Origin of the sequence: Aeromonas sp. CU5, from assembly GCF_002586745.1 — a bacterium.
Classification (GTDB): Bacteria; Pseudomonadota; Gammaproteobacteria; order Enterobacterales; family Aeromonadaceae; genus Aeromonas; species Aeromonas sobria.
On record NZ_CP023817.1, the window covers coordinates 546,633 to 564,599 of the forward strand.

The window sequence follows — 17,967 nt, forward strand, 5'->3', positions numbered from 1 at the left end:
GGGCCCGGAGCGAGCAGGTTTGCTTCGGGCCAACCCCGTTTTATGACATCAAGGAGACAACTAAGATGCGACAGGTTATCAGTACCAAAGCGGCACCCGGTGCCATCGGCCCCTATGTGCAGGGCGTAACCCTCAGCAACGTGACCGGCAACATGATCTACACCTCGGGCCAAATCCCGCTGGATCCGGTGAGTGGCGATATCCCCGAGACCATCGAAGCGCAGACCCTGCGTTCGCTGCAAAACGTGCAGGCGATTGTCGAGGCGGCAGGCGCCCAGGTGCGCAACATCATCAAGACCACGGTGTTTGTCTCGGATCTGAACGACTTTGCTGCGGTGAATCAGGTCTACAACGACTTTTTTACCGAGCACGATGCCATGTATCCGGCGCGCTCCTGCGTGGAAGTGGCCCGCTTGCCGAAGGATGTGAAGATCGAAATTGAGGCGATTGCTGCGCTGTAACCCCCATCGGGAGTGTGTCAGCAAGCCAAAACAAAGCGGCTGCCAATGGCAGCCGCTTTTGTCTATATGGTCATCGGGGCGGATCAGGCGATCCGTTCGATACGGGCCATGTAGAAACCGTCGAAGCCAGTCTCTGACGGGCTCACGGTGTGATCGTCACGCAGACGGAAGTTCTCGTTGGCCGCGAGGAACTTGTCCACTTGCTGACGGTTCTCCTGAGGCAGGATGGAGCAGGTTGCATAGACCAGCAGACCACCCACCTTCACCATCTGGCTGTAACGCTGCAGGATCTCTTCTTGCAGTGCTACCAGCACCGGCAGACGCTCGGCGGTATCACGCCACTTGGCATCAGGATTGCGCTTGAGTACGCCAAGACCGGAGCAGGGCACGTCCAGCAGTACGCGGTCGGCGGTCTCTTTGAGGCGCTTGACGGTCTTGCTGCTGGTGATGACCCGGGTCTCCACGTTGTGGGCACCGGCGCGACGGGCGCGCTGCTTGAGGTTCTCCAGCTTCCACTCTTCTACATCCATTGCCAGCAGACGGCCCTTGCCCTGCATCATGGCAGCGATATGCAGGGTCTTGCCACCGGCACCGGCGCAGGCGTCGATGACCCGCATGCCCGGGGTCACTTCCAGCGCAGCTGCGACCAGCTGGGAGCCAGCGTCCTGCTGTTCGAAGCAACCGTCAGCAAACGCCTTGGTGCGGAACAGGGCGGTATCAGAGGTGACCTGCAGCGCAGTATCAACACCCTCAACCGGGATGGTGGTGACATGCTCTTTGGCCAGAATGGCTTGCAGCTCTTCACGGGTGCACTTGAGGGTGTTGGCCCGCAGGTAGCGCTTGGGCATCCAGGCCAGGGCGGCACGTTCTGCAGGCCAGGCTTCGCCCAGCTGCTCGCTACCCAGCTTTTCCAGCCAGCTCGGGCAACCATCCATCAGCACCGGATTTTTCTTCGCTTCGGTCAGACGGCGGCGAAAGGCCTCTTCATTGAAACGATCCAGAGTGGGGCGGTTAGGCTGGTCAATTTTGTGAAAAGCGTGCCAGGCATGCAGCAGCGGCCAGACATTTTTCTCGGCCTGACGCACCTGAATGCCGGTCAGGGCACAATAGAGGCTGAGACGACGCAGCAGGTCGCCGGTGACCAGGGCAATCCTTGCCTGTTCTTGCGGTTTGAGTTCGATGCCAGAGAAGTGACGGGCATAGGCGCGGTCCAGGGTGAGACCCTGGCCCAGCACATCGTCAACAATGGCAACGATCAGATCCCCGAAACGGGGCAACAGTGGGGACTTAAGCATGAGATTAACCTTGGCCAGATAAAGATGAACCGCACCTTTGTGAAGAGGGGCAGTTCTAAAATTGACAAATCCGCGCAATGATAGGGGTTAGACGGGGTTGGCGCAACACTCCCCATGGGGTGAGTGGCTGAAACACGGATGCCGTTGGTGGTTCAAATGAATGCATGGATACAAGGATGACAAAAATGCATGTGACCAAAAAATATTCGCTGGCCCTGCTGATGGGCAGTTTGTTGGCCTCACCCAGCCTGATCGCCAGTGAGTGGAGCACCCTTGCCGCCCGAGCGACGGCCGCGACAGGTTATGAAGTACGAGCCAATCAGTTTCGGGTTGCCAAGGTGCCGCTCGACTATTTTGACGGGTTGCAAGCGGGGGCAAAGCAACTGACCCTCCCGCTACCTGATGGGGGTGAGGTCACCTTTACGCTGGAAGCTTATGACCTGCTGCCTGCAGACCTTGCTGCCAAATATCCGCAGATCCGTACCTTCAGGGGTCACAATCCGAGTCGCCCGCTTGATACCGGGCGTTTCGATCTGGGCCCACAGGGTTTCCATGCCATGTTCAGCCATCAGGGCAAGATGGTGTTTGTCGATCCACTTCGCAATGCCGAAGGGTATGCCGTCTATTACCAGCAGGATGCTCATAGCCGTCTGGATGAGGAGGCTGACAGGGTGCTGGGTGCGCAGGTCAGCAAGCTGGCGCGCAAGGTGCAGGTGGATGGCAACGCCCGCAAGCGTTACACCATTGCCATCTCGGCGACGGGGGAATTTACTCAGTATCACGGTGGTTCCCAGGTGTTGGCGATGGCAGCTATCGCCACCTTGCTCAACCGGGTCAATCAGGTCTATCAGCGGGATGTCGGGGCCGAGTTTGTATTGGCCACGGGTAACGACGAGGTGGTCTTCACCAATCCCGCAACTGATCCGTTTGATAATAATGATAATGATGCCCAGACCAATATCGGGGTGCAGGCATTGTATTTTACCAACATGAAGCTCGGTAACTTTGATATCGGCCATGTACTGAATACCGGTGGGGGCGGGCTGGCTGGTTTGGCGGTGCTCTGTACCAACCAGAAGTCGAGTGGCATGTCCGGTTCAGCTACCCCGGTGGGGGATGCCTTTTTTGTCGACTATGTAGCCCATGAAATCGGTCACCAGTTCGGCGCCGATCACACCTTCAACGGCACGAGCGGCAGTTGTGGTGGGGGTAACCGGGTTGCCGGTCAGGCCTATGAACCAGGTAGCGGTAGCTCGATCATGGCGTATGCCGGCATCTGCGGTGAAGAGAACATTCAAGCCAACAGTGACCCTTACTTTCATAGCAAATCCATCGAACAGATGCGGTCACATATGGCAACGAATACGAGTTGTGGCACGACGCTCACGCTGGGCAACAACACCCCGCAAGCGGTAGCCGGGAGGGATTACGTGATTCCGGCCAATACGCCATTTGCCTTGAATGGAGCTGGCTCTGATCTGGACGGGAATGCGTTGCTTTATAACTGGGAGCAGATCGATCTGGGCACCGAATCGAGCAGCGCCGCGACTATGATCGATGATGGTACCCGCCCACTGTTTCGCTTTGTTGCTCCAACCCCATCGCCAGAGCGGATTTTTCCAAGCTTGCCATCGTTGCTTTCCGGTACTCTCGCCAAAGGGGATGCCTGGCCGACCACCAACCGGGATCTCAATTTCAGACTGACGGTACGCGATGGTCAGGGGGGAGTTGCCAGCGACGACATGAAAGTGCAGGTGGTCAAGACCAGCAGTGTGTTTCGCATCACCAACCCGTTTTATGGGGTGATGCTCACCCCGGGGGCTAGTCAAGCGCTCGCCTGGGATGTGGCAGGGACAGACCAGGCACCGATCAGCTGCAGCAAGGTCGACATCTCGGTGACCCAGGATGAGGGCGCCAACTGGACAATGCTTGCTGTCGGACAATCCAATAATGGCGCTGCAACGGTGACGCTGCCCGCCAATCTCACTAGCAGCGTCAGGCTGAAAGTGGCTTGCAGCGACAACATCTTCTTTGCCATCAGCCCCCTCAAACTGCCTCTGGTACAAGGTGGCTCGACTTCAGGTGGTGGCGGTGGTGGTGGCGGGTCGCTCGGGTTGTGGACGCTGGCACTAGCGCTGCTCGGTTGGCATCGGAGGGCTAAATGAAAGGCGTCTGGGGGCTGCTGTTCGCTTTGATCGGTGGTTGTCAGGCCGATGCCAGTCCCCTTGAGCAGGAGGTCACGGCCAACTTAGCCAAACAGGATTACCGCCTGATTGTGCGAGCCGGGCGAGGCGAGGTGGCCCCCGGCATTGCTGCAGAGCAGCAGGCAGCGGCCAAGGGACGTTGTGGTGTGCGTTATCTCGATGGGTTGGGTGATGTGATAAGGCCGGGCCAGCAAGAGATGCATGCCAAACTGAGTGCTTATGCCAGCGAATATAACCAGCGTATGGTGACTCACTGTCCATCGGCTCCTGCAGCCAGTAACCAATGATCATAGTGTCGTGAATTTACAGCGGGGAGGCAGTTGCCTCCCCGCTGCGTTATGGCTTGTCACCGTCAGACGGGCGGAGCACAATGCCTGCAATCATTCTCTTGATGGTCGTGGAGCCATTATTTATTTGAAGGAAAATCAAGATGATGGATGTTGCTGATCTGCGCCGTGAGTACTGCCGTGGCGGGCTGCACCGTGCCGATTTGCCGGCAGATCCGCTGGCGCTGTTCGAGAAGTGGCTGGCGCAGGCCTGTGAGGCCAAACTGACCGATCCCACTGCCATGGTGGTGGCTACGGTGGATGCCGATGGCCAGCCCTGGCAGCGCACCGTGCTGCTCAAGCACTACGACGCACAGGGGATGGTCTTTTACACCAATATGGGCAGCCGCAAAGCGCACCAGCTGGAAGGCAACCCCCGTATCAGCCTGCTCTTCCCCTGGCACACCCTCGACCGTCAGGTTCATGTGACCGGCCGGGTGGAGAAGATGAGCACCTTCGAGGTGATGAAGTATTTCCACAGTCGCCCCAAGGATAGCCAGATCGCCGCCTGGGTCTCCAAGCAGTCGACCCGTATCTCGGCCCGCGGCGTGCTGGAGGCCAAGTTCCTCGAGCTCAAGCAGAAGTTTGCCAATGGCGAAGTGCCGCTGCCGAGCTTCTGGGGTGGCTATCGGGTGGTGATCGAGACGGTGGAGTTCTGGCAGGGTGGCGAACATCGGCTGCATGACCGCTTCTACTACACCCGCGAAGGGGATGGCTGGCACATCGAGCGTCTGGCCCCCTGATCGCGCTGTTCAAATCCGTTTTCACAAGGAGTGTGTATGCGTCTGTATGGTGATCTGCGTTCCGGCAACTGTTACAAGGGGTGGCTGCTGGCCCGCTGGCTGGATCTGCCCCTAGAGTGGGTTGCGGTGGATATTCAGGCGGGGGATACCCGTACTCCCGCGTTTCTGGCCATGAACCCCAATGGCAAGATCCCAGTGCTGGAGATGGGCCAAGGCGATGCGCTGGCTGAATCCAACGCCATCCTCTTCTATCTGGCGCAAGGCAGCGCCTTGTGGCCCACCGATCCGCGCCAGCAGGCCGAGGTGCTCAAGTGGCTGTTCTTCGAGCAGTACAGCCATGAGCCCTATATCGCGGTGGCCCGCTTTATCGTTCACTATCTCGGCCGCCCCGAGTCGCAGGAGGCGCGGCTCGACGGGCTGAAAGCCGGTGGCGAGAAGGCGCTGGCGGTGATGGAGCAACAGTTGAAACAGAGCCCCTACCTGTGCGGCGATGCCCCGACCATCGCCGATATCGCCCTTTATGCCTATACCCACGTGGCAGAGGAGGGGATCTTCTCCCTGCAGGGGTGGCCAGCCATTCGCAGCTGGATCGCCCGTATCGAAGCCCACCCCCGCCACCGGACGCTGCCTGCGGCCTGTCAGGCCAGCTGATGGAACTGCTGATCGAGGCGACACTGTGGCAGCCGCAGTGGGCTGCGCTGTTGCGGCACTGGCAGCAGCAAGGCCATCGCTGGCAACTGCTGCTGGGCAAAGAGGCGGCGGCCGCCCTCGATCAAAGCAATGCTTCCTGGGCGAGTTGTCCCCCTGACGGGGTGCTTTGCCCGGGGGCCTTGCTGGCTGCCTGGCTCGATGGGGATCTGCTGGCGGATTTTCATGCTGATCCCAGTCGCCAGATCCTGATCAGCGCCTCTACCTCGCTGCTGACCCTCGCCAAGGAGCAGGGGCTGCTGACCCTTGGTCCGGTGGGGGCCGATCTGCCGCTCACCGCCGATGCCGATTTGGGCGCCGTGCTCAATCGCCTGCTGGCGCGCCGCGTGATGATACCTATGTTGGCCGAGGATTCGCACGCCGCTGGCGTGGTGCTGCGGCCACTGCAGGCTGCCGATGATCGCGAGATAGTGCGCTACTGCAGCGACGAGGCGCTGGCCCGCTACACCCTCAATATTCCTCACCCCTATCCGCCAGAGGGGGCCCGTGACTGGCTGGCGCTCAGCTGGCGCAAGGCTGCGCTTGGGCTTGGCTGGAGCTGGGCCATCACCTTGCCAGAGGAGGGTGGGGCTGCGCTGGTCGGGGTGATCTCCCTGCATTGGAATGGCGAGCTCGCCTGGTGGGTCGGCGTGCCCTGGCAGAATCGCGGTCTGGCGACCCGGGCCGCCGGCTTGGTCAAGGCGTTTGCCTTTGACCAACTGCAACTGCCTGCGCTGACGGCTCGCCATATGCCAGACAATTTAGCCTCCGGCCGGGTGATGGCAAAACTGGGGATGCACTATCGCGGGCGGCGCCATATCAGCGGTCGTCAGCCGTGCGAGGTGAGCTACTGGCGACTGGATCGTGCCCTCTCCTTGCCAGCCCCCCTGCTTGATGAGGTCACTTGCTGGCTTGAAGATGAGCGGTTCGCCGTGGTGATCCAGCGCGATCCTGCAACGTCAGATCGGCAGAGTGCCAACGGCAAGCTGGCCATCTCGCTCTTTGTGGATGAGACCGGAACGGGGCAGGATCCCTGCCGTTTGCTTTGCCCGCCGCATCTTGAGGGGAGGCTGGATCTGCACTGTTACCTCGCTGCCCTGCTGGAGCAGGCCGAGCCGGAGCAGTTGCCCCATCTTGGTAGTGTCTTGCTTAAAGATCGGGATGAACAGGGGTTGGCATGGCTGCTGCAACTGGCGGCGCTGCAGCGTCAGGGGCCTGATCTGCTCAGCCGCGAGGAGCGCGCATCGAGGCTCCACTGGTTCAACCAATTGATGGCGCAGGCGCTGGGCGGCCATGGTGACTTGCCGCAGATGCGCTATCAGCAGTTACGGCTGCTGGTGGAGTTGCCGGAGCTGGCCGACGAGCTGGATGGCTGTTGGCATCAAGTGCCCCAACTGACCTTCGAGCGGCTGGCGCGGGAGGCCCCCGCCCTTTGGCTGGCCTACCTCGAGGCGATGAACAGGGTCACGCCAGCTACACTAGCAGCCTTGCAGCAGCAGTTTGCAGCTCGTTTTCCTGAGTGCACCCTCCCATTTTTGGACAAAGGTACTCAGAATGACCAGCAGTTGTGTGGAATAATGCCCGCTCTGCTGTACGAGGAGTAACGTTGTATGTTGAGAACCGAGCGCCCCGGTGACATGTTACCGGTCTACGAACTGGTCAGTGCCGCCTTCGGTCGTGCCGAAGAGGCTGAACTGGTCAACCGTCTGCGCGAATGTGGCGCTGCCGTGGTGACCATGGTCGAAGAGGAAGAGTTCGAGTTCATGGGGCACCTGATGCTAAGCCCGATCACCATTAACGGCATGGAAGGGCCCTGGCTCGGTCTGGCGCCGGTAGCGGTTCATCCTGACTGGCAAGGCCAGGGGATTGGGTCTGATCTGGTGCGTGAAGGGCTGGATACGGCACTCGAAATGGACTGGAAAGGGGTGGTGGTACTCGGCGATCCGGTTTACTACAGCCGTTTCGGTTTCCGTCCCGCCAGCGAGTTTGGCCTGCACTGCATCTATGAAGTGCCCGCTGACTGTTTCATGGCGATGGAGCTGCAGGATAGTGGTTTTGCTGGTGTGCAGGGTGAGGTGCTCTATCACCCCCTGTTTGATGAAATGCCTGACGAGCAGCAAGAAGAACAAGAAGTACAAGCAATACACCTATAGCGAAAATCCTCATTGACCTTGATGGCGTCCCCGGCTTGAGGGGGCGTCTTGGCTGGTATGGCCACGCTGCAGGGTCAAGCAGGTTCACTCTGTGCATGGTCATAAAAGGCTGTGCCATGGCGGTCCCCCTCTCCCTGCATCCTCTGCTGGTCAGTAGCAACCCTAATTCCCTCTCTCTCTTTATCCTCTAGAGCGTTATTGGTGGCGAACTGTGCCACTGTGCTTGTCATCATCATGGCGACAGCCTGTTCACCCCTCTTGCAACAAGAGGGGTGAACAGCATCAAAATAATGGACAAGGATCTTGGTCGATCAGGTTCCAGGCACTCAGGGATTACTGAGAGATTTCAATCTGATCCGCGCTGTGCAGCGGGATGCGGAACACTGTGAGGCGCAGGAACAGGTAGATGGCCCCCAGCGCCGCCCAGACGAGCCCCAGCTCGAAGGAAGAGGGTTCGAGGTTGAGCCACAGCACCCCGATGCAGGCGGCGCCACAGAGCGGCAGCAGCAGGTACATCAGGTGATCCTTGAGGGTTTTGTTGCGGCCAAGCTTCACATAGAAGTGGGCAATCACCGCCAGATTGACGAAGGTGAAGGCCACCAGGGCGCCAAAGTTGATCAGCGCCAGTGCCATCTCCAGATCCAGCGATACCGCAGAGAGCGCCAGCAGCCCGACCAGCAGCACGTTGAAGGCCGGAGTCTGCCACTTCGGATGGATGTAGCCGAAGAAGCGGGCGGGCAGCGCGCGATCACGACCCATCACATAGAGCAGGCGAGATACACCGGCGTGGGAGGCGAGCCCCGAAGCCAGCACCGCCACAGTAGTGCAAACCAGCACCACCGACTGGAACAGCTTGCCACCCACGTAGAGGGCGATCTCCGGCAGTACCGCATCCGGATGCTGGAAGCGGGAGATGTCGGGGAAGTAGAGCTGCAAAAAATAAGAGGTACTGACGAACAGCACTCCGCCGATCAGCGCCGTCAGCACGATGGCGCGGGGGATCACCCGATCCGCATCCGGAGTCTCTTCCGACAGGGTACTGATGGCGTCAAACCCGAGAAATGACAGACACAAGATGGAGGCACCCATCAATACCGGTGAAATGTGGATCTGTTCGGAGAAGAAGGGACGGCTGCTGGCCACGGTTCCCAGCCCTTCACCGTTGTGAACGCCCCAGGCGATCAGGCCGATGAAGATGGCGATGATACTGAATTGCATCACCACGATCAGGCTGTTGAAGTTGGCCACCAGCTTGATGCCGCGCAGATTGAGGGCGGTCATCACCACCGCCAGACCGAAGATATAGGTCCAGGGCTCCACCTCAGGAAACAGGGCACCCAGATAGATCTTGGCCAGCAGCATGTTGATCATCGGCATGAACATGTAGTCGAGCAGGGAGGTCCAGCCCACCATAAAGCCGACATAGGGGTGAAACACCTTCTGGGCATAGGTATAGGCGGAGCCGGCTGACGGGAACTTGCGCACCAGATGGCCGTAGCTCAGGGCAGTGAACAGCATGCCGATCAGGGCAAACAGGTAGGCGGTCGGCACATGGCCTTCGGTGATCTCGGTGACGATGCCGAAGGTGTCGAATACCGCCATGGGGGTGAGGTAAGCCAGACCCATAACCACGACCTGCCACAGTTTGAGGGTCTTTTTCAGACCAACCTGTTGGGCCGCCATTATGCATGTTCCTCATGCAGTGCCAGAGTGGCACGGTCCATCAACGAAACCGGGAGGGAAGCCCGGGAATCAAAGGCGCCAGGGTGGCGCACACCGGCCATGGCCGGTTGGAAAGCATAGAGATGCCCCATGTTGTTCCTCACTAGACTTGGTGTCGGGAGATTGCTGCCAATCTCGCTATCTTTTCCGGGGGTGATCCGGCCTCGTTTATGGGTTTGTTCACTGTCTAAAAAAGAACCGATAACCTTGTGTTATATCGGTTCTTTCAGTGGCCGCGCATTGTGCATTTGCAGGGCCCCCCTGACAAGAAAAAAAGGGGGCAAAACTGCATTTTTTTGCACAAGTGAGCGGTCACTTTGCTGCTGGTCAGGCCAGTGCGGCCTCCAGTGATTTTTCAAGGAGTTGCAGCCCCTCGTCAATCACTGCCGCAGGGGCTGTCAGGGGGGCGAGAAAACGGATGACATTTGCGCGCACCCCGCATGAGAGCAGGACCAGCCCCCGTTTGCCCGCCTCGGCCACCAGTCGCTTGGTAAGGTCGGGATCGGGCTGACTGGCATCACGCCGTTTCACCAGCTCCATGGCCACCATGGCACCGGGGCCGCGAATTTGACCTATGCAGTCAAAACGCTCGGCTATGCGTTCCAGCCCCGCCTTGATCTGCTCCCCCTGATCGAGCGCTTTCTGGTTGAGTTTTTCCTCGTCGATCACCTGCAATACCGCCAGTGCCGCGGCGCAGGCGATGGGGGAACCGGCATAGGTGCCACCGAGGCCTCCCGGTTTGGCCGCGTTCATGATCTCCGCCTTGCCCACCACAGCCGAGAGGGGGAAGCCCCCCGCCAGACTCTTGGCCAGGGTCATGATGTCGGGTTCAACCCCTGAATACTCGGTGGCGAAGGTCTTGCCGGTGCGGCAAAAACCGCTCTGGATCTCGTCGCAGATGAGCAGGATGCCGTGCTGGTCGCAGACGCTGCGCAGTTTTTGCATAAAGCTCGCGGAGGCGGGATAGAAGCCACCCTCGCCCTGTACCGGCTCGATGATGATGGCGGCCACTCTGCCCGGCTCGATGTCAGCGCTGAAGCAGAGCTCGAGGGCGTGCAGGGCATCCTCTTCACTCACCCCCAGATAGTCGGCGGGGAAGGGGATGTGGTAGACCTCACCCGGGAAGGGGCCAAAGCCGGTCTTGTAGGGCACGACCTTGCCGGTGAGCGCCATCCCCATCATGGTGCGGCCGTGAAAGCCCCCCTTGAAGGCGATGGTGCCGCTGCGGCCGGTGTGGGCGCGGGCGATCTTGATTGCATTCTCGACCGCTTCGGCGCCGGTGGAGAGAAACAGGGTGCGCTTCGGGGTCGGGCCGGGCACCAGGGCGTTGAGCTTCTCGGCAAGCTCGATATAGCCGGGGTAGGGGGTGACCTGGAAGCAGGTGTGGCTGAACTTTTCGAGCTGTTCACGCACCGCCGCCACCACTTTCGGGTGGTTGTGGCCGGTGTTGAGCACGGCGATGCCGGAGGCGAAGTCGATGTAGCGGTTGCCCTCCACATCCCACAGCTCGGCATTTTTCGCCCGGTCGATAAACACCGGCAGCAGGGTGCCTACGCCGTTGACCACGGCAGCTTCACGGCGCGCTTGCCACGCCTTGTTTGATTCTGACTGACTCATCTTTCCTCCCTGAGGGGCCGCAGCCCCCGATATTCCCTGACTGAATGTGTGGCGGGCGATCTGGCGCCCAACACCGCTGATTGGCCCATCGGGCACATTCGGCGGCGTGTGGTGTGCACTGCAGCAGCCCTCTTGTGGGGCGCAGTGGGCCAAATTTCGCCCCTTGCCGCCTCGGGCGAACTCCAGCATCTATCTATCAAAACGATGGATTAAGTGGCCAAGGCATCGATGAATACGATGCTTTGGCCTTCTGTTGCCTTAGCGAATGCCACCAAAGCAGAGGTATTTGGTCTCCAGATACTCCTCCAGCCCCTCGGCGGCCCCTTCGCGGCCCAGTCCTGACTCCTTGATGCCGCCAAAGGGGGCCAGCTCGGTGGAGATGATCCCCTCGTTGATGCCGACCATGCCGTATTCGAGCTGCTCGGCGACGCGCCAGACCCGGGCGATGTCGCGGCCATAGAAGTAGGCGGCGAGCCCGTAGGGGGTGTCGTTGGCAATGGCGATGGCCTCGGCTTCGGTCTCGAAGCGCACCAGTGGCGCCACCGGGCCGAAGATCTCCTCCTGCAGGATGGGGTTGGTTTTATCCACCATGCCCAAAATAGTGGGGCGATAGAACAGCGGGCCTGCGGGATGGGCTTCGCCCCCCAGCAACAACTCGGCACCGGCGGCGACCGATTGCTGCACCAGCTCGGCCACCTTGCTGGCGGCGGCGGGGTTGATCAGCGGGCCAATCTGGGTGCCTTCGCTCATGCCATCTCCCACCTTGAAGGCACTGACGGCGGCGGTCAGCTTCTCGACGAAGGCGTCGTAGACGCTGGCCTGCACCAGAATCCGGTTGGCGCAGACGCAGGTCTGCCCGGCGTTGCGGTATTTGGAGGCGAGCGCCCCGGCCACGGCGGCGTCGAGGTCGGCGTCGTCAAAGACGATAAAGGGGGCGTTGCCACCCAGCTCCAGCGACAGCTTCTTCATGGTGTCGGCGCACTGGCGCATCAGCAGCTTGCCAATGTGGGTGGAGCCGGTGAAGGAGAGCTTACGCACCACCGGATTGCTGCACAGCTCGTTGCCCACCGCGCTCGCCTGATGGCTGGTGACGATATTGATGACCCCAGCGGGGATGCCCGCCTGCTCGGCCAGGGCGGCCAGTGCCAACGCGCAGAGCGGGGTCTCGGCAGCAGGCTTGATGACGATGGTGCAACCGGCGGCCAGCGCCGGGCCCGCCTTGCGGGTGATCATCGCAATGGGGAAGTTCCACGGGGTGATGGCGGCCACCACCCCCACCGGCTGCTTGATGGTGGCCAACCGGCGATCGCCGCTAAAGCCCGGAATGGTGCGGCCATAGGCGCGCTTGCCCTCTTCCGCGAACCACTGGATAAAGCTGGCGCCGTAGGCCACTTCCCCTTTGGCTTCTGCCAGCGGCTTGCCCTGTTCGCAGGTCATGATGCGGGCCAGCTCGTCGCTGTGGGCGGTGATGGCGGTAAACCAGGCGTAGAGCTTGTTGCTGCGCTCCTTGGCGGTCAGCGCCGCCCAGCCGGGTTGCGCCGCGTGGGCGGCTGCGATGGCGCGGCGGGTATCCTCGGCGTCCATGTCGGGCACCTGGGTAATGACGGCCCCGCTGGCGGGGTTGGTGACCTCGAAGGTGCGGCCGCTGGCGGCAGCGCACCACTCTCCATCTATATAGGCGCGGGATGTGATCAAGCTGGAGTCGGTGGTTGTTCCTGACAATGTTACTGACATAGCAAGCCTCGAGTGTGGGTCAGAGCAGCTGGTTGCCGGAGTGAGCCGACCCTTCCTACGCCGCTGCCGTATAAAATAATAAGCACAGGAAGACCATAAATTGAGCTTAAATGTTTTTCAAGTGTTAAATATATTTGAATTGTTGGGGGGCACCATGCTAGAAAATGGGCTGTGTAGCGCAGTTTACCTCGTCAAAAGAGGGGCTGTGAGCGAAGTAGTGGATTTGCGTGTGCAAAATAATGAACGGTCAGGCTGTGTAACATAGCAAACGGCAAGGGAAGGCTGGTCCGCTATTTTAACCACCCGGATTTAACAGCCAGGGGCGTTTAACCACTCGCCTCGTTTACCAGAAACAACAGAGAGGTGCTGATGTTGCAGGGACGCAAACAGAGCATGAGAGGCGGTCTGCCATGAGCGGGCCACAGAGCTTACATGCTGCTCATGGCAATACAGAGCACGACGCAAGTCGGCAGAGTATGGGCGAACGATTGGCGGCGGTACGTCATCAGCTCGGGTTATCCCAGCGGCGGACGGCCGAGCTGAGTGGCCTGACCCACGGCGCCATCTGCATGATAGAGCAGGATAAGGTGAGCCCCTCGGTCGCCTCCCTGCAAAAGCTGCTCACCGTCTACGGCTTGCCGCTGTCACGCTTCTTCGCCGAGGAGGAGAGCCGCACTCCCGAGGTGGTGATCAAGGCGGATCAGCTGATCGAGCTGGGCAGTCAGGGGGTCTCTCTCAAGCTGGTGCATAACGGCAACAACCGCCGCCAGCTCGGCTTTATGCTGGAGACCTATCCCCCCGGCACCGACACCGGCGGTCAGGTGACCCATCAGGGGGAAGAGGTGGGAACCGTGCTGGAGGGATCTGTGATCCTGACGGTGGCGGGCCAGAGTTATCCGCTGGAAGCGGGCGACAGCTATGTGATCGACACCGGCGAGCCCCACAGCTTCAGCAATCCGTCGGGGCAGACCTGTCGCATCGTCAGCGCCCACACCCCGGCGAGCTTTTAATCCTGACAATAGTTTGGCAACAGAACCGGTAAGGAAACAGGGATCATGACCGAACATGTAAACAGTTACTACGCAGCCAGCGCAAATAAACACGCGCCCTACCCGACACTGACCGAGCAGCTGGAGTGCGACGTCTGCGTCATTGGGGCCGGGTATACCGGCCTCTCCAGTGCCCTGCATCTGGTGGAGAAGGGCTACAAGGTGGTGGTGCTGGAGGCGGCTCGGGTCGGCTTTGGCGCCAGTGGCCGCAACGGCGGCCAGATCGTCAACTCCTACAGCCGCGACATCGACACCATAGAAGCGAACTGCCCGCCGGATCAGGCCAGGCTGCTCGGTTCCATGCTGTTTGAGGGGGGCCAGATCATCCGCGAGCGGATCAAGCGCTACAACATCCAGTGCGATCTGCAGCAGGGAGGCGTCTTTGCCGCCGAGACCGAGAAGCAGCTGCACGAGCTCAAATCCCAATACGCTCGCTGGCAGAAGTGGGGCAACGACCAGCTGGAGCTGCTCGATGCCAAGGGGGTGCGCGAGGTGGTGGCGAGCGATCGCTACGTCGGCGCCCTGCTCGACAAGAGCGGCGGCCATATTCACCCCCTCAATCTGGCATTGGGGGAGGCAGAAGCCATCCGCATGCAGGGGGGGCAGATCTTCGAGCAATCCGCCGTCACCAGCATCACCCCGGGTCAGCCGGCACTGGTCAAGACCGCCAAGGGGGCGGTGAAGGCGCGCTTTATCGTGGTGGCGGGCAACGCCTACCTCGGCAATTTGGTACCGGAGCTGGCTGGCAAGAGCATGCCCTGCGGTACCCAGGTGATCGCCACCGAAGTGCTGGGGGAGGAGCGGGCCCGTTCATTGCTGCCGCAAAACTACTGTCTGGAGGATTGCAACTACCTGCTCGACTACTACCGCACCTCCGGCGATCACCGGCTGCTCTATGGCGGCGGCGTTGTCTATGGCGCGCGGGATCCGGCGGATATCGAGCGGCTGATCATTCCCAAGATGCTCAAAACCTTCCCGCAACTGGCAGGGGTCAAGGTGGAGTACACCTGGACCGGCAACTTCCTGCTCACCCTGTCGCGGCTGCCGCAGTTTGGTCGCATCGGCCCCAACATCTACTACATGCAGGGCTACAGCGGCCACGGCGTTACCTGTACCCATCTGGCGGGCAAGCTGCTCTCCGAAGTGCTGAGTGGTCAGGCGGAGCGCTTCGATGCCTTTGCCAAACTGCCGCACTACCCCTTCCCGGGTGGCCGCCTGCTGCGTATCCCCTTCACCGCCGCAGGCGCCGCCTGGTACACCTTGCGCGACCGCTTGGGGGTATAAGCACCGCCAGCAAAGAATTTGGGGAGATGCCAGAAACAACAAGGCCACCGCGAGGTGGCCTTGGTCGTTAACTGCGCTGACTGATGCCGCTGGCTTGATAAGCTCGGCGCAACAGACAGTGGCGGTTAAACCTCTTCGATATAGTAGGCTTCAACGGTGCCTTTGAGGGTGATCAGGATTGGCTGACCACGGCGATCCAGCGCCTTGGGGGAGGGGATCTTCACCCAGCCTTCGCTGATGCAGTACTCTTCGACATCGGTGCGCTCTTTGCCGTTGAGGCGAATACCAATGTGGTGTTCGAAGCACTCAGCAACATGGTGTGGGCTACGCGGGTTGCCTGCAAGGTGATCCGGCAGTGCTGGTTTGGTGTTGGTATCGCTCATCGATATGACCTGAAATGAATAAAAAGTGCGTCATTGTAGAGAATGCCGTCATGGCATTCAAGGCGGCCAAAAAACAGACACAGAGCGCCCGCCATCTCTATTGGCGACCCGCTCAGTCCCGCTGCCAATGCATCATCAGTTCGGGGCGGCCACTGTGCTCGCACAATTGCGACTCACCCTCTTTAAAACCGTTGCGGCAATAGAAGCGCCGCGCCTGCTCATTCTCGGCGTAGACCGTCAAATCGAGCTGGTCATATTGTGTCTTGAGGTGATTGAGCAATTGGCGACCCAGCCCGTGTGACTGCTGGTCAGGGGAGATAAACAGCGCCGCCACAGTACCCTGATACCAAGAGATAAAGCCCAGCAGCTGACCATCCTCCTCATAGACCCAGCTCTTGCTGGCGGGCAAGTAAATATCGCGCATTGCTGCCCGTTGCTCGTGCCAAAACATAGCAGGAATAAAGTCGTGGGCTTGCACCGATGCCTGATACCAGAGCTCGACGACGGTATCCAGGTCGGTGGCTGATAATGGGCGGATCATAGTGGCCTCAATAACGAAGAGTGATGTTGAGGCTGGGCGATTAATGCAGCCTGAACGGGTATTCGTAGTAGTATATAAAATTACGGAGCGTTTATTTACATGTTTGTTGATATGGTGTGAACTGTAAAATAGTATCTAGGCGACTCTCAACAATAGACCTCAGTTTAAAATTAATTTCACACTCGGCCATAAAATTATTAGCCGCACATATAATGTCATAAACAAATGACCTAGTTGCGATTATAACTAATTTATTGTTGATTTCTGGATTGAATACATGTTTCCCGCCATCATGATAAATGTATTTTATAAGGTCATTATCTTTATCATGTAGTTCAGCATCAGAACTATAAGAATGCAAGAAAGCACATCTGGCAGCATATACATCCTTACCACGGTATTTATAAGGCTGCTCTGGGGCTGCTTTTAGGTAACAGTCAACCCAATTTTGAAAATCAGATCTTGTTGCTCTAGCTTTACCCTCATCTCGAGTGAGATTTGCAAGCGTATCAATTGCTATAAATCCCATTGCTAAAGATGCAGTTATCACACCTAATTCATCACATTTTTTTAACTCAGAGATCATTCCAACTATGGATAGCCACTTGTTTCTTTCTTGTTCGGTCATAATTTTTTCTAGCATAAAAAGCGATTAAAATTCATAGTCATCAGGCTGAGGTGTTCTCATACCAAGATACCATTTCCCAAAAAACGATTTATTATTCCACCAGTTTAATTGGCGCTTATACAGAAAACTTGCAACATGGCGCTTGAGAGTATCATCAGACATAGACTCGTAGTAGGTGTCGGCTCTCATAACATCAAAAATTTGTTTCGCATATCTCTTGTCACTCTTTTTATCGAGCGGTAAAGTGAATCGGGAGATGATTGGTCCAAAAATAATAAAAGTAAATGCAAGTAGACCAATAATGAATGCAATCATGAGTAAAAATGTATCTCGTTGCACATTTGCTCGTGCAGGACTATTTTCAATGTTGAACTCTCTGGTATTTACACCAGCTGCAGATACAACAACATCTGGCTCATGTTGTCCCTCGAAAAGTATCCCTAATTTCATTGACAGATTCGCTTCATCTGTTCTGTTTAGAGATACTACATTATATGAAAATCTGTGAGTGCCATTATCGATCTCATAAGGTTTTATTTCTTTAACTAAATCTCTTATACCCTTTTCTCCGTGTACAAAATGAGATAGGTAAGTAAACTTATCTCCATTTTTTGGTTTTACTTCAATTATAATTGGAATGTTATTAAATGACTGATTACTAAAATTTATCAGTGCTATTTCTAACAAACCAATAGACTCTTTAGTATTTCCATCAACTTTTATTTCAACTTTAGAGTCAGGGAATTTCGGTTTAGATAGATAAGCATTATCGAAATTCTTATAGACATCAATTTTTGGTATTTCATTTTGCTTATCGAAAAAGTATTGCTGCCCTGCAATCGCTAATAAAGAGCTAACTATAGATACTACAATATTTTTCCATAAATTTTGCAATTGTGATACCTCCCCATTTCAATGCTTCATTAAACATGTATTTTCAAAATATAACTATGTGAAGATATATAAGTTATAAAATAAATTGCACTGCTCAACTAAGATGACTTAATTAAACAACGCTACCGCCCTCAAGTTACAGCCCCTGGCTTGCTGCTTTTAACCCATTTTCTGCGGATAACACCTTTGTGACAGTGAAGGCTCATGGAGTGGATCCGGGAGAGGCTTTTTGCCGCCCCCCCATGA

General features: G+C 57.8%; 17 protein-coding genes. 9 read left to right on the plus strand and 8 right to left on the minus strand.

The genetic code is table 11. The annotated features are described in order from the left end of the window. The first annotated feature begins 65 nt into the window (after positions 1 to 65). Positions 66 to 461 carry a RidA family protein gene (locus CK911_RS02475; RefSeq protein ID WP_098968862.1) on the plus strand — a complete coding sequence of 132 codons (396 nt, stop codon included), beginning with the start codon at positions 66 to 68 and terminating at the stop codon, positions 459 to 461. An 83-nt stretch (positions 462 to 544) separates the two neighbouring features. Here CK911_RS02475 and CK911_RS02480 read toward each other — a convergent pair whose 3' ends face one another. Next, positions 545 to 1,756 carry an RsmB/NOP family class I SAM-dependent RNA methyltransferase gene (locus CK911_RS02480; protein ID WP_042020721.1) on the minus strand — a complete coding sequence of 404 codons (1,212 nt, stop codon included), beginning with the start codon at positions 1,754 to 1,756 and terminating at the stop codon, positions 545 to 547. A gap of 185 nt (positions 1,757 to 1,941) precedes the next feature. Between CK911_RS02480 and CK911_RS02485 the strand changes: the two genes are divergently transcribed. From CK911_RS02485 to CK911_RS02510, 6 genes are all read left to right on the plus strand, one after another. Beyond that, positions 1,942 to 3,921: a reprolysin-like metallopeptidase gene (locus CK911_RS02485; protein ID WP_098968863.1), complete on the plus strand. Its 1,980-nt coding sequence runs from the start codon at positions 1,942 to 1,944 to the stop codon at positions 3,919 to 3,921. After that, entirely contained in the window at positions 3,918 to 4,247 is a 330-nt protein-coding gene (locus CK911_RS02490) for a hypothetical protein (protein WP_098968864.1), read from the plus strand. The genes CK911_RS02485 and CK911_RS02490 overlap by 4 nt, the downstream gene beginning before the upstream one ends. A gap of 143 nt (positions 4,248 to 4,390) precedes the next feature. Then, positions 4,391 to 5,029: a pyridoxamine 5'-phosphate oxidase gene (gene pdxH / locus CK911_RS02495; protein ID WP_098968865.1), complete on the plus strand. Its 639-nt coding sequence runs from the start codon at positions 4,391 to 4,393 to the stop codon at positions 5,027 to 5,029. A gap of 36 nt (positions 5,030 to 5,065) precedes the next feature. Then, entirely contained in the window at positions 5,066 to 5,680 is a 615-nt protein-coding gene (locus CK911_RS02500) for a glutathione S-transferase family protein (RefSeq protein WP_098968866.1), read from the plus strand. After that, a complete protein-coding gene (locus CK911_RS02505) occupies positions 5,680 to 7,320 on the plus strand; it encodes a GNAT family N-acetyltransferase (protein WP_098968867.1) in 1,641 nt (546 codons plus the stop codon). Before CK911_RS02500 ends, CK911_RS02505 begins: the two co-directional genes overlap by 1 nt. A 6-nt stretch (positions 7,321 to 7,326) precedes the next feature. Beyond that, the gene (locus CK911_RS02510) at positions 7,327 to 7,869 is read left to right on the plus strand and encodes a GNAT family N-acetyltransferase (protein WP_098968868.1); all 543 of its coding nucleotides are present in this window, start codon (positions 7,327 to 7,329) and stop codon (positions 7,867 to 7,869) included. A gap of 333 nt (positions 7,870 to 8,202) precedes the next feature. On the opposite strand, the gene CK911_RS02515 is transcribed toward CK911_RS02510, so the two are convergent. From CK911_RS02515 to CK911_RS02525, 3 genes are all read right to left on the minus strand, one after another. Further along, the gene (locus tag CK911_RS02515; protein ID WP_068977042.1) at positions 8,203 to 9,552 is read right to left on the minus strand and encodes an APC family permease; all 1,350 of its coding nucleotides are present in this window, start codon (positions 9,550 to 9,552) and stop codon (positions 8,203 to 8,205) included. A gap of 366 nt (positions 9,553 to 9,918) precedes the next feature. Next, positions 9,919 to 11,208, minus strand: coding sequence for a 4-aminobutyrate--2-oxoglutarate transaminase (gene gabT / locus CK911_RS02520; protein WP_098968869.1), 1,290 nt, complete (start codon positions 11,206 to 11,208; stop codon positions 9,919 to 9,921). A 258-nt stretch (positions 11,209 to 11,466) separates the two neighbouring features. Continuing rightward, positions 11,467 to 12,942 carry an NAD-dependent succinate-semialdehyde dehydrogenase gene (locus CK911_RS02525; RefSeq protein ID WP_098968870.1) on the minus strand — a complete coding sequence of 492 codons (1,476 nt, stop codon included), beginning with the start codon at positions 12,940 to 12,942 and terminating at the stop codon, positions 11,467 to 11,469. Between the two features lie 410 nt (positions 12,943 to 13,352). Between CK911_RS02525 and puuR the strand changes: the two genes are divergently transcribed. Together puuR and CK911_RS02535 are read left to right on the plus strand one after the other, a co-directional pair. After that, positions 13,353 to 13,952 (plus strand): HTH-type transcriptional regulator PuuR, encoded by a 600-nt coding sequence (gene puuR / locus CK911_RS02530; protein WP_098968871.1) that lies wholly within the window; start codon positions 13,353 to 13,355, stop codon positions 13,950 to 13,952. Positions 13,953 to 13,997: 45 nt separating this feature from the next. Beyond that, complete coding sequence (locus CK911_RS02535) at positions 13,998 to 15,275, plus strand: FAD-binding oxidoreductase (protein ID WP_098968872.1); 1,278 nt, start codon at positions 13,998 to 14,000, stop codon at positions 15,273 to 15,275. 125 nt (positions 15,276 to 15,400) lie between these two features. Here the strand turns inward: CK911_RS02535 and CK911_RS02540 are convergent, their stop codons facing one another. The 4 genes from CK911_RS02540 to CK911_RS02555 form a co-directional block, all read right to left on the minus strand. Further along, the gene (locus CK911_RS02540) at positions 15,401 to 15,658 is read right to left on the minus strand and encodes a DUF3297 family protein (RefSeq protein WP_068977037.1); all 258 of its coding nucleotides are present in this window, start codon (positions 15,656 to 15,658) and stop codon (positions 15,401 to 15,403) included. 112 nt (positions 15,659 to 15,770) lie between these two features. Then, a complete protein-coding gene (locus CK911_RS02545) occupies positions 15,771 to 16,199 on the minus strand; it encodes an N-acetyltransferase (RefSeq protein ID WP_098968873.1) in 429 nt (142 codons plus the stop codon). A gap of 91 nt (positions 16,200 to 16,290) precedes the next feature. Continuing rightward, a complete protein-coding gene (locus CK911_RS02550) occupies positions 16,291 to 16,827 on the minus strand; it encodes a hypothetical protein (RefSeq protein ID WP_253860364.1) in 537 nt (178 codons plus the stop codon). A 24-nt stretch (positions 16,828 to 16,851) separates the two neighbouring features. After that, positions 16,852 to 17,721 carry a hypothetical protein gene (locus tag CK911_RS02555; protein ID WP_098968875.1) on the minus strand — a complete coding sequence of 290 codons (870 nt, stop codon included), beginning with the start codon at positions 17,719 to 17,721 and terminating at the stop codon, positions 16,852 to 16,854. Between the last annotated feature and the right edge of the window lie 246 nt (positions 17,722 to 17,967).

Coding starts and splice junctions, on each gene's coding strand:
- CK911_RS02490 (WP_098968864.1), top strand. CDS start 3,918: ATGAAAGGCGTCTGGGGGCTGCTGTTCGCTTTGATCGGTGGTTGTCAG.
- pdxH (WP_098968865.1), top strand. CDS start 4,391: ATGATGGATGTTGCTGATCTGCGCCGTGAGTACTGCCGTGGCGGGCTG.
- CK911_RS02480 (WP_042020721.1), bottom strand. CDS start 1,756: ATGCTTAAGTCCCCACTGTTGCCCCGTTTCGGGGATCTGATCGTTGCC.
- gabT (WP_098968869.1), bottom strand. CDS start 11,208: ATGAGTCAGTCAGAATCAAACAAGGCGTGGCAAGCGCGCCGTGAAGCT.
- puuR (WP_098968871.1), top strand. CDS start 13,353: ATGAGCGGGCCACAGAGCTTACATGCTGCTCATGGCAATACAGAGCAC.
- CK911_RS02535 (WP_098968872.1), top strand. CDS start 13,998: ATGACCGAACATGTAAACAGTTACTACGCAGCCAGCGCAAATAAACAC.
- CK911_RS02545 (WP_098968873.1), bottom strand. CDS start 16,199: ATGATCCGCCCATTATCAGCCACCGACCTGGATACCGTCGTCGAGCTC.
- CK911_RS02550 (WP_253860364.1), bottom strand. CDS start 16,827: ATGACCGAACAAGAAAGAAACAAGTGGCTATCCATAGTTGGAATGATC.
- CK911_RS02485 (WP_098968863.1), top strand. CDS start 1,942: ATGCATGTGACCAAAAAATATTCGCTGGCCCTGCTGATGGGCAGTTTG.
- CK911_RS02510 (WP_098968868.1), top strand. CDS start 7,327: ATGTTGAGAACCGAGCGCCCCGGTGACATGTTACCGGTCTACGAACTG.
- CK911_RS02515 (WP_068977042.1), bottom strand. CDS start 9,552: ATGGCGGCCCAACAGGTTGGTCTGAAAAAGACCCTCAAACTGTGGCAG.
- CK911_RS02475 (WP_098968862.1), top strand. CDS start 66: ATGCGACAGGTTATCAGTACCAAAGCGGCACCCGGTGCCATCGGCCCC.
- CK911_RS02540 (WP_068977037.1), bottom strand. CDS start 15,658: ATGAGCGATACCAACACCAAACCAGCACTGCCGGATCACCTTGCAGGC.
- CK911_RS02525 (WP_098968870.1), bottom strand. CDS start 12,942: ATGTCAGTAACATTGTCAGGAACAACCACCGACTCCAGCTTGATCACA.
- CK911_RS02500 (WP_098968866.1), top strand. CDS start 5,066: ATGCGTCTGTATGGTGATCTGCGTTCCGGCAACTGTTACAAGGGGTGG.
- CK911_RS02505 (WP_098968867.1), top strand. CDS start 5,680: ATGGAACTGCTGATCGAGGCGACACTGTGGCAGCCGCAGTGGGCTGCG.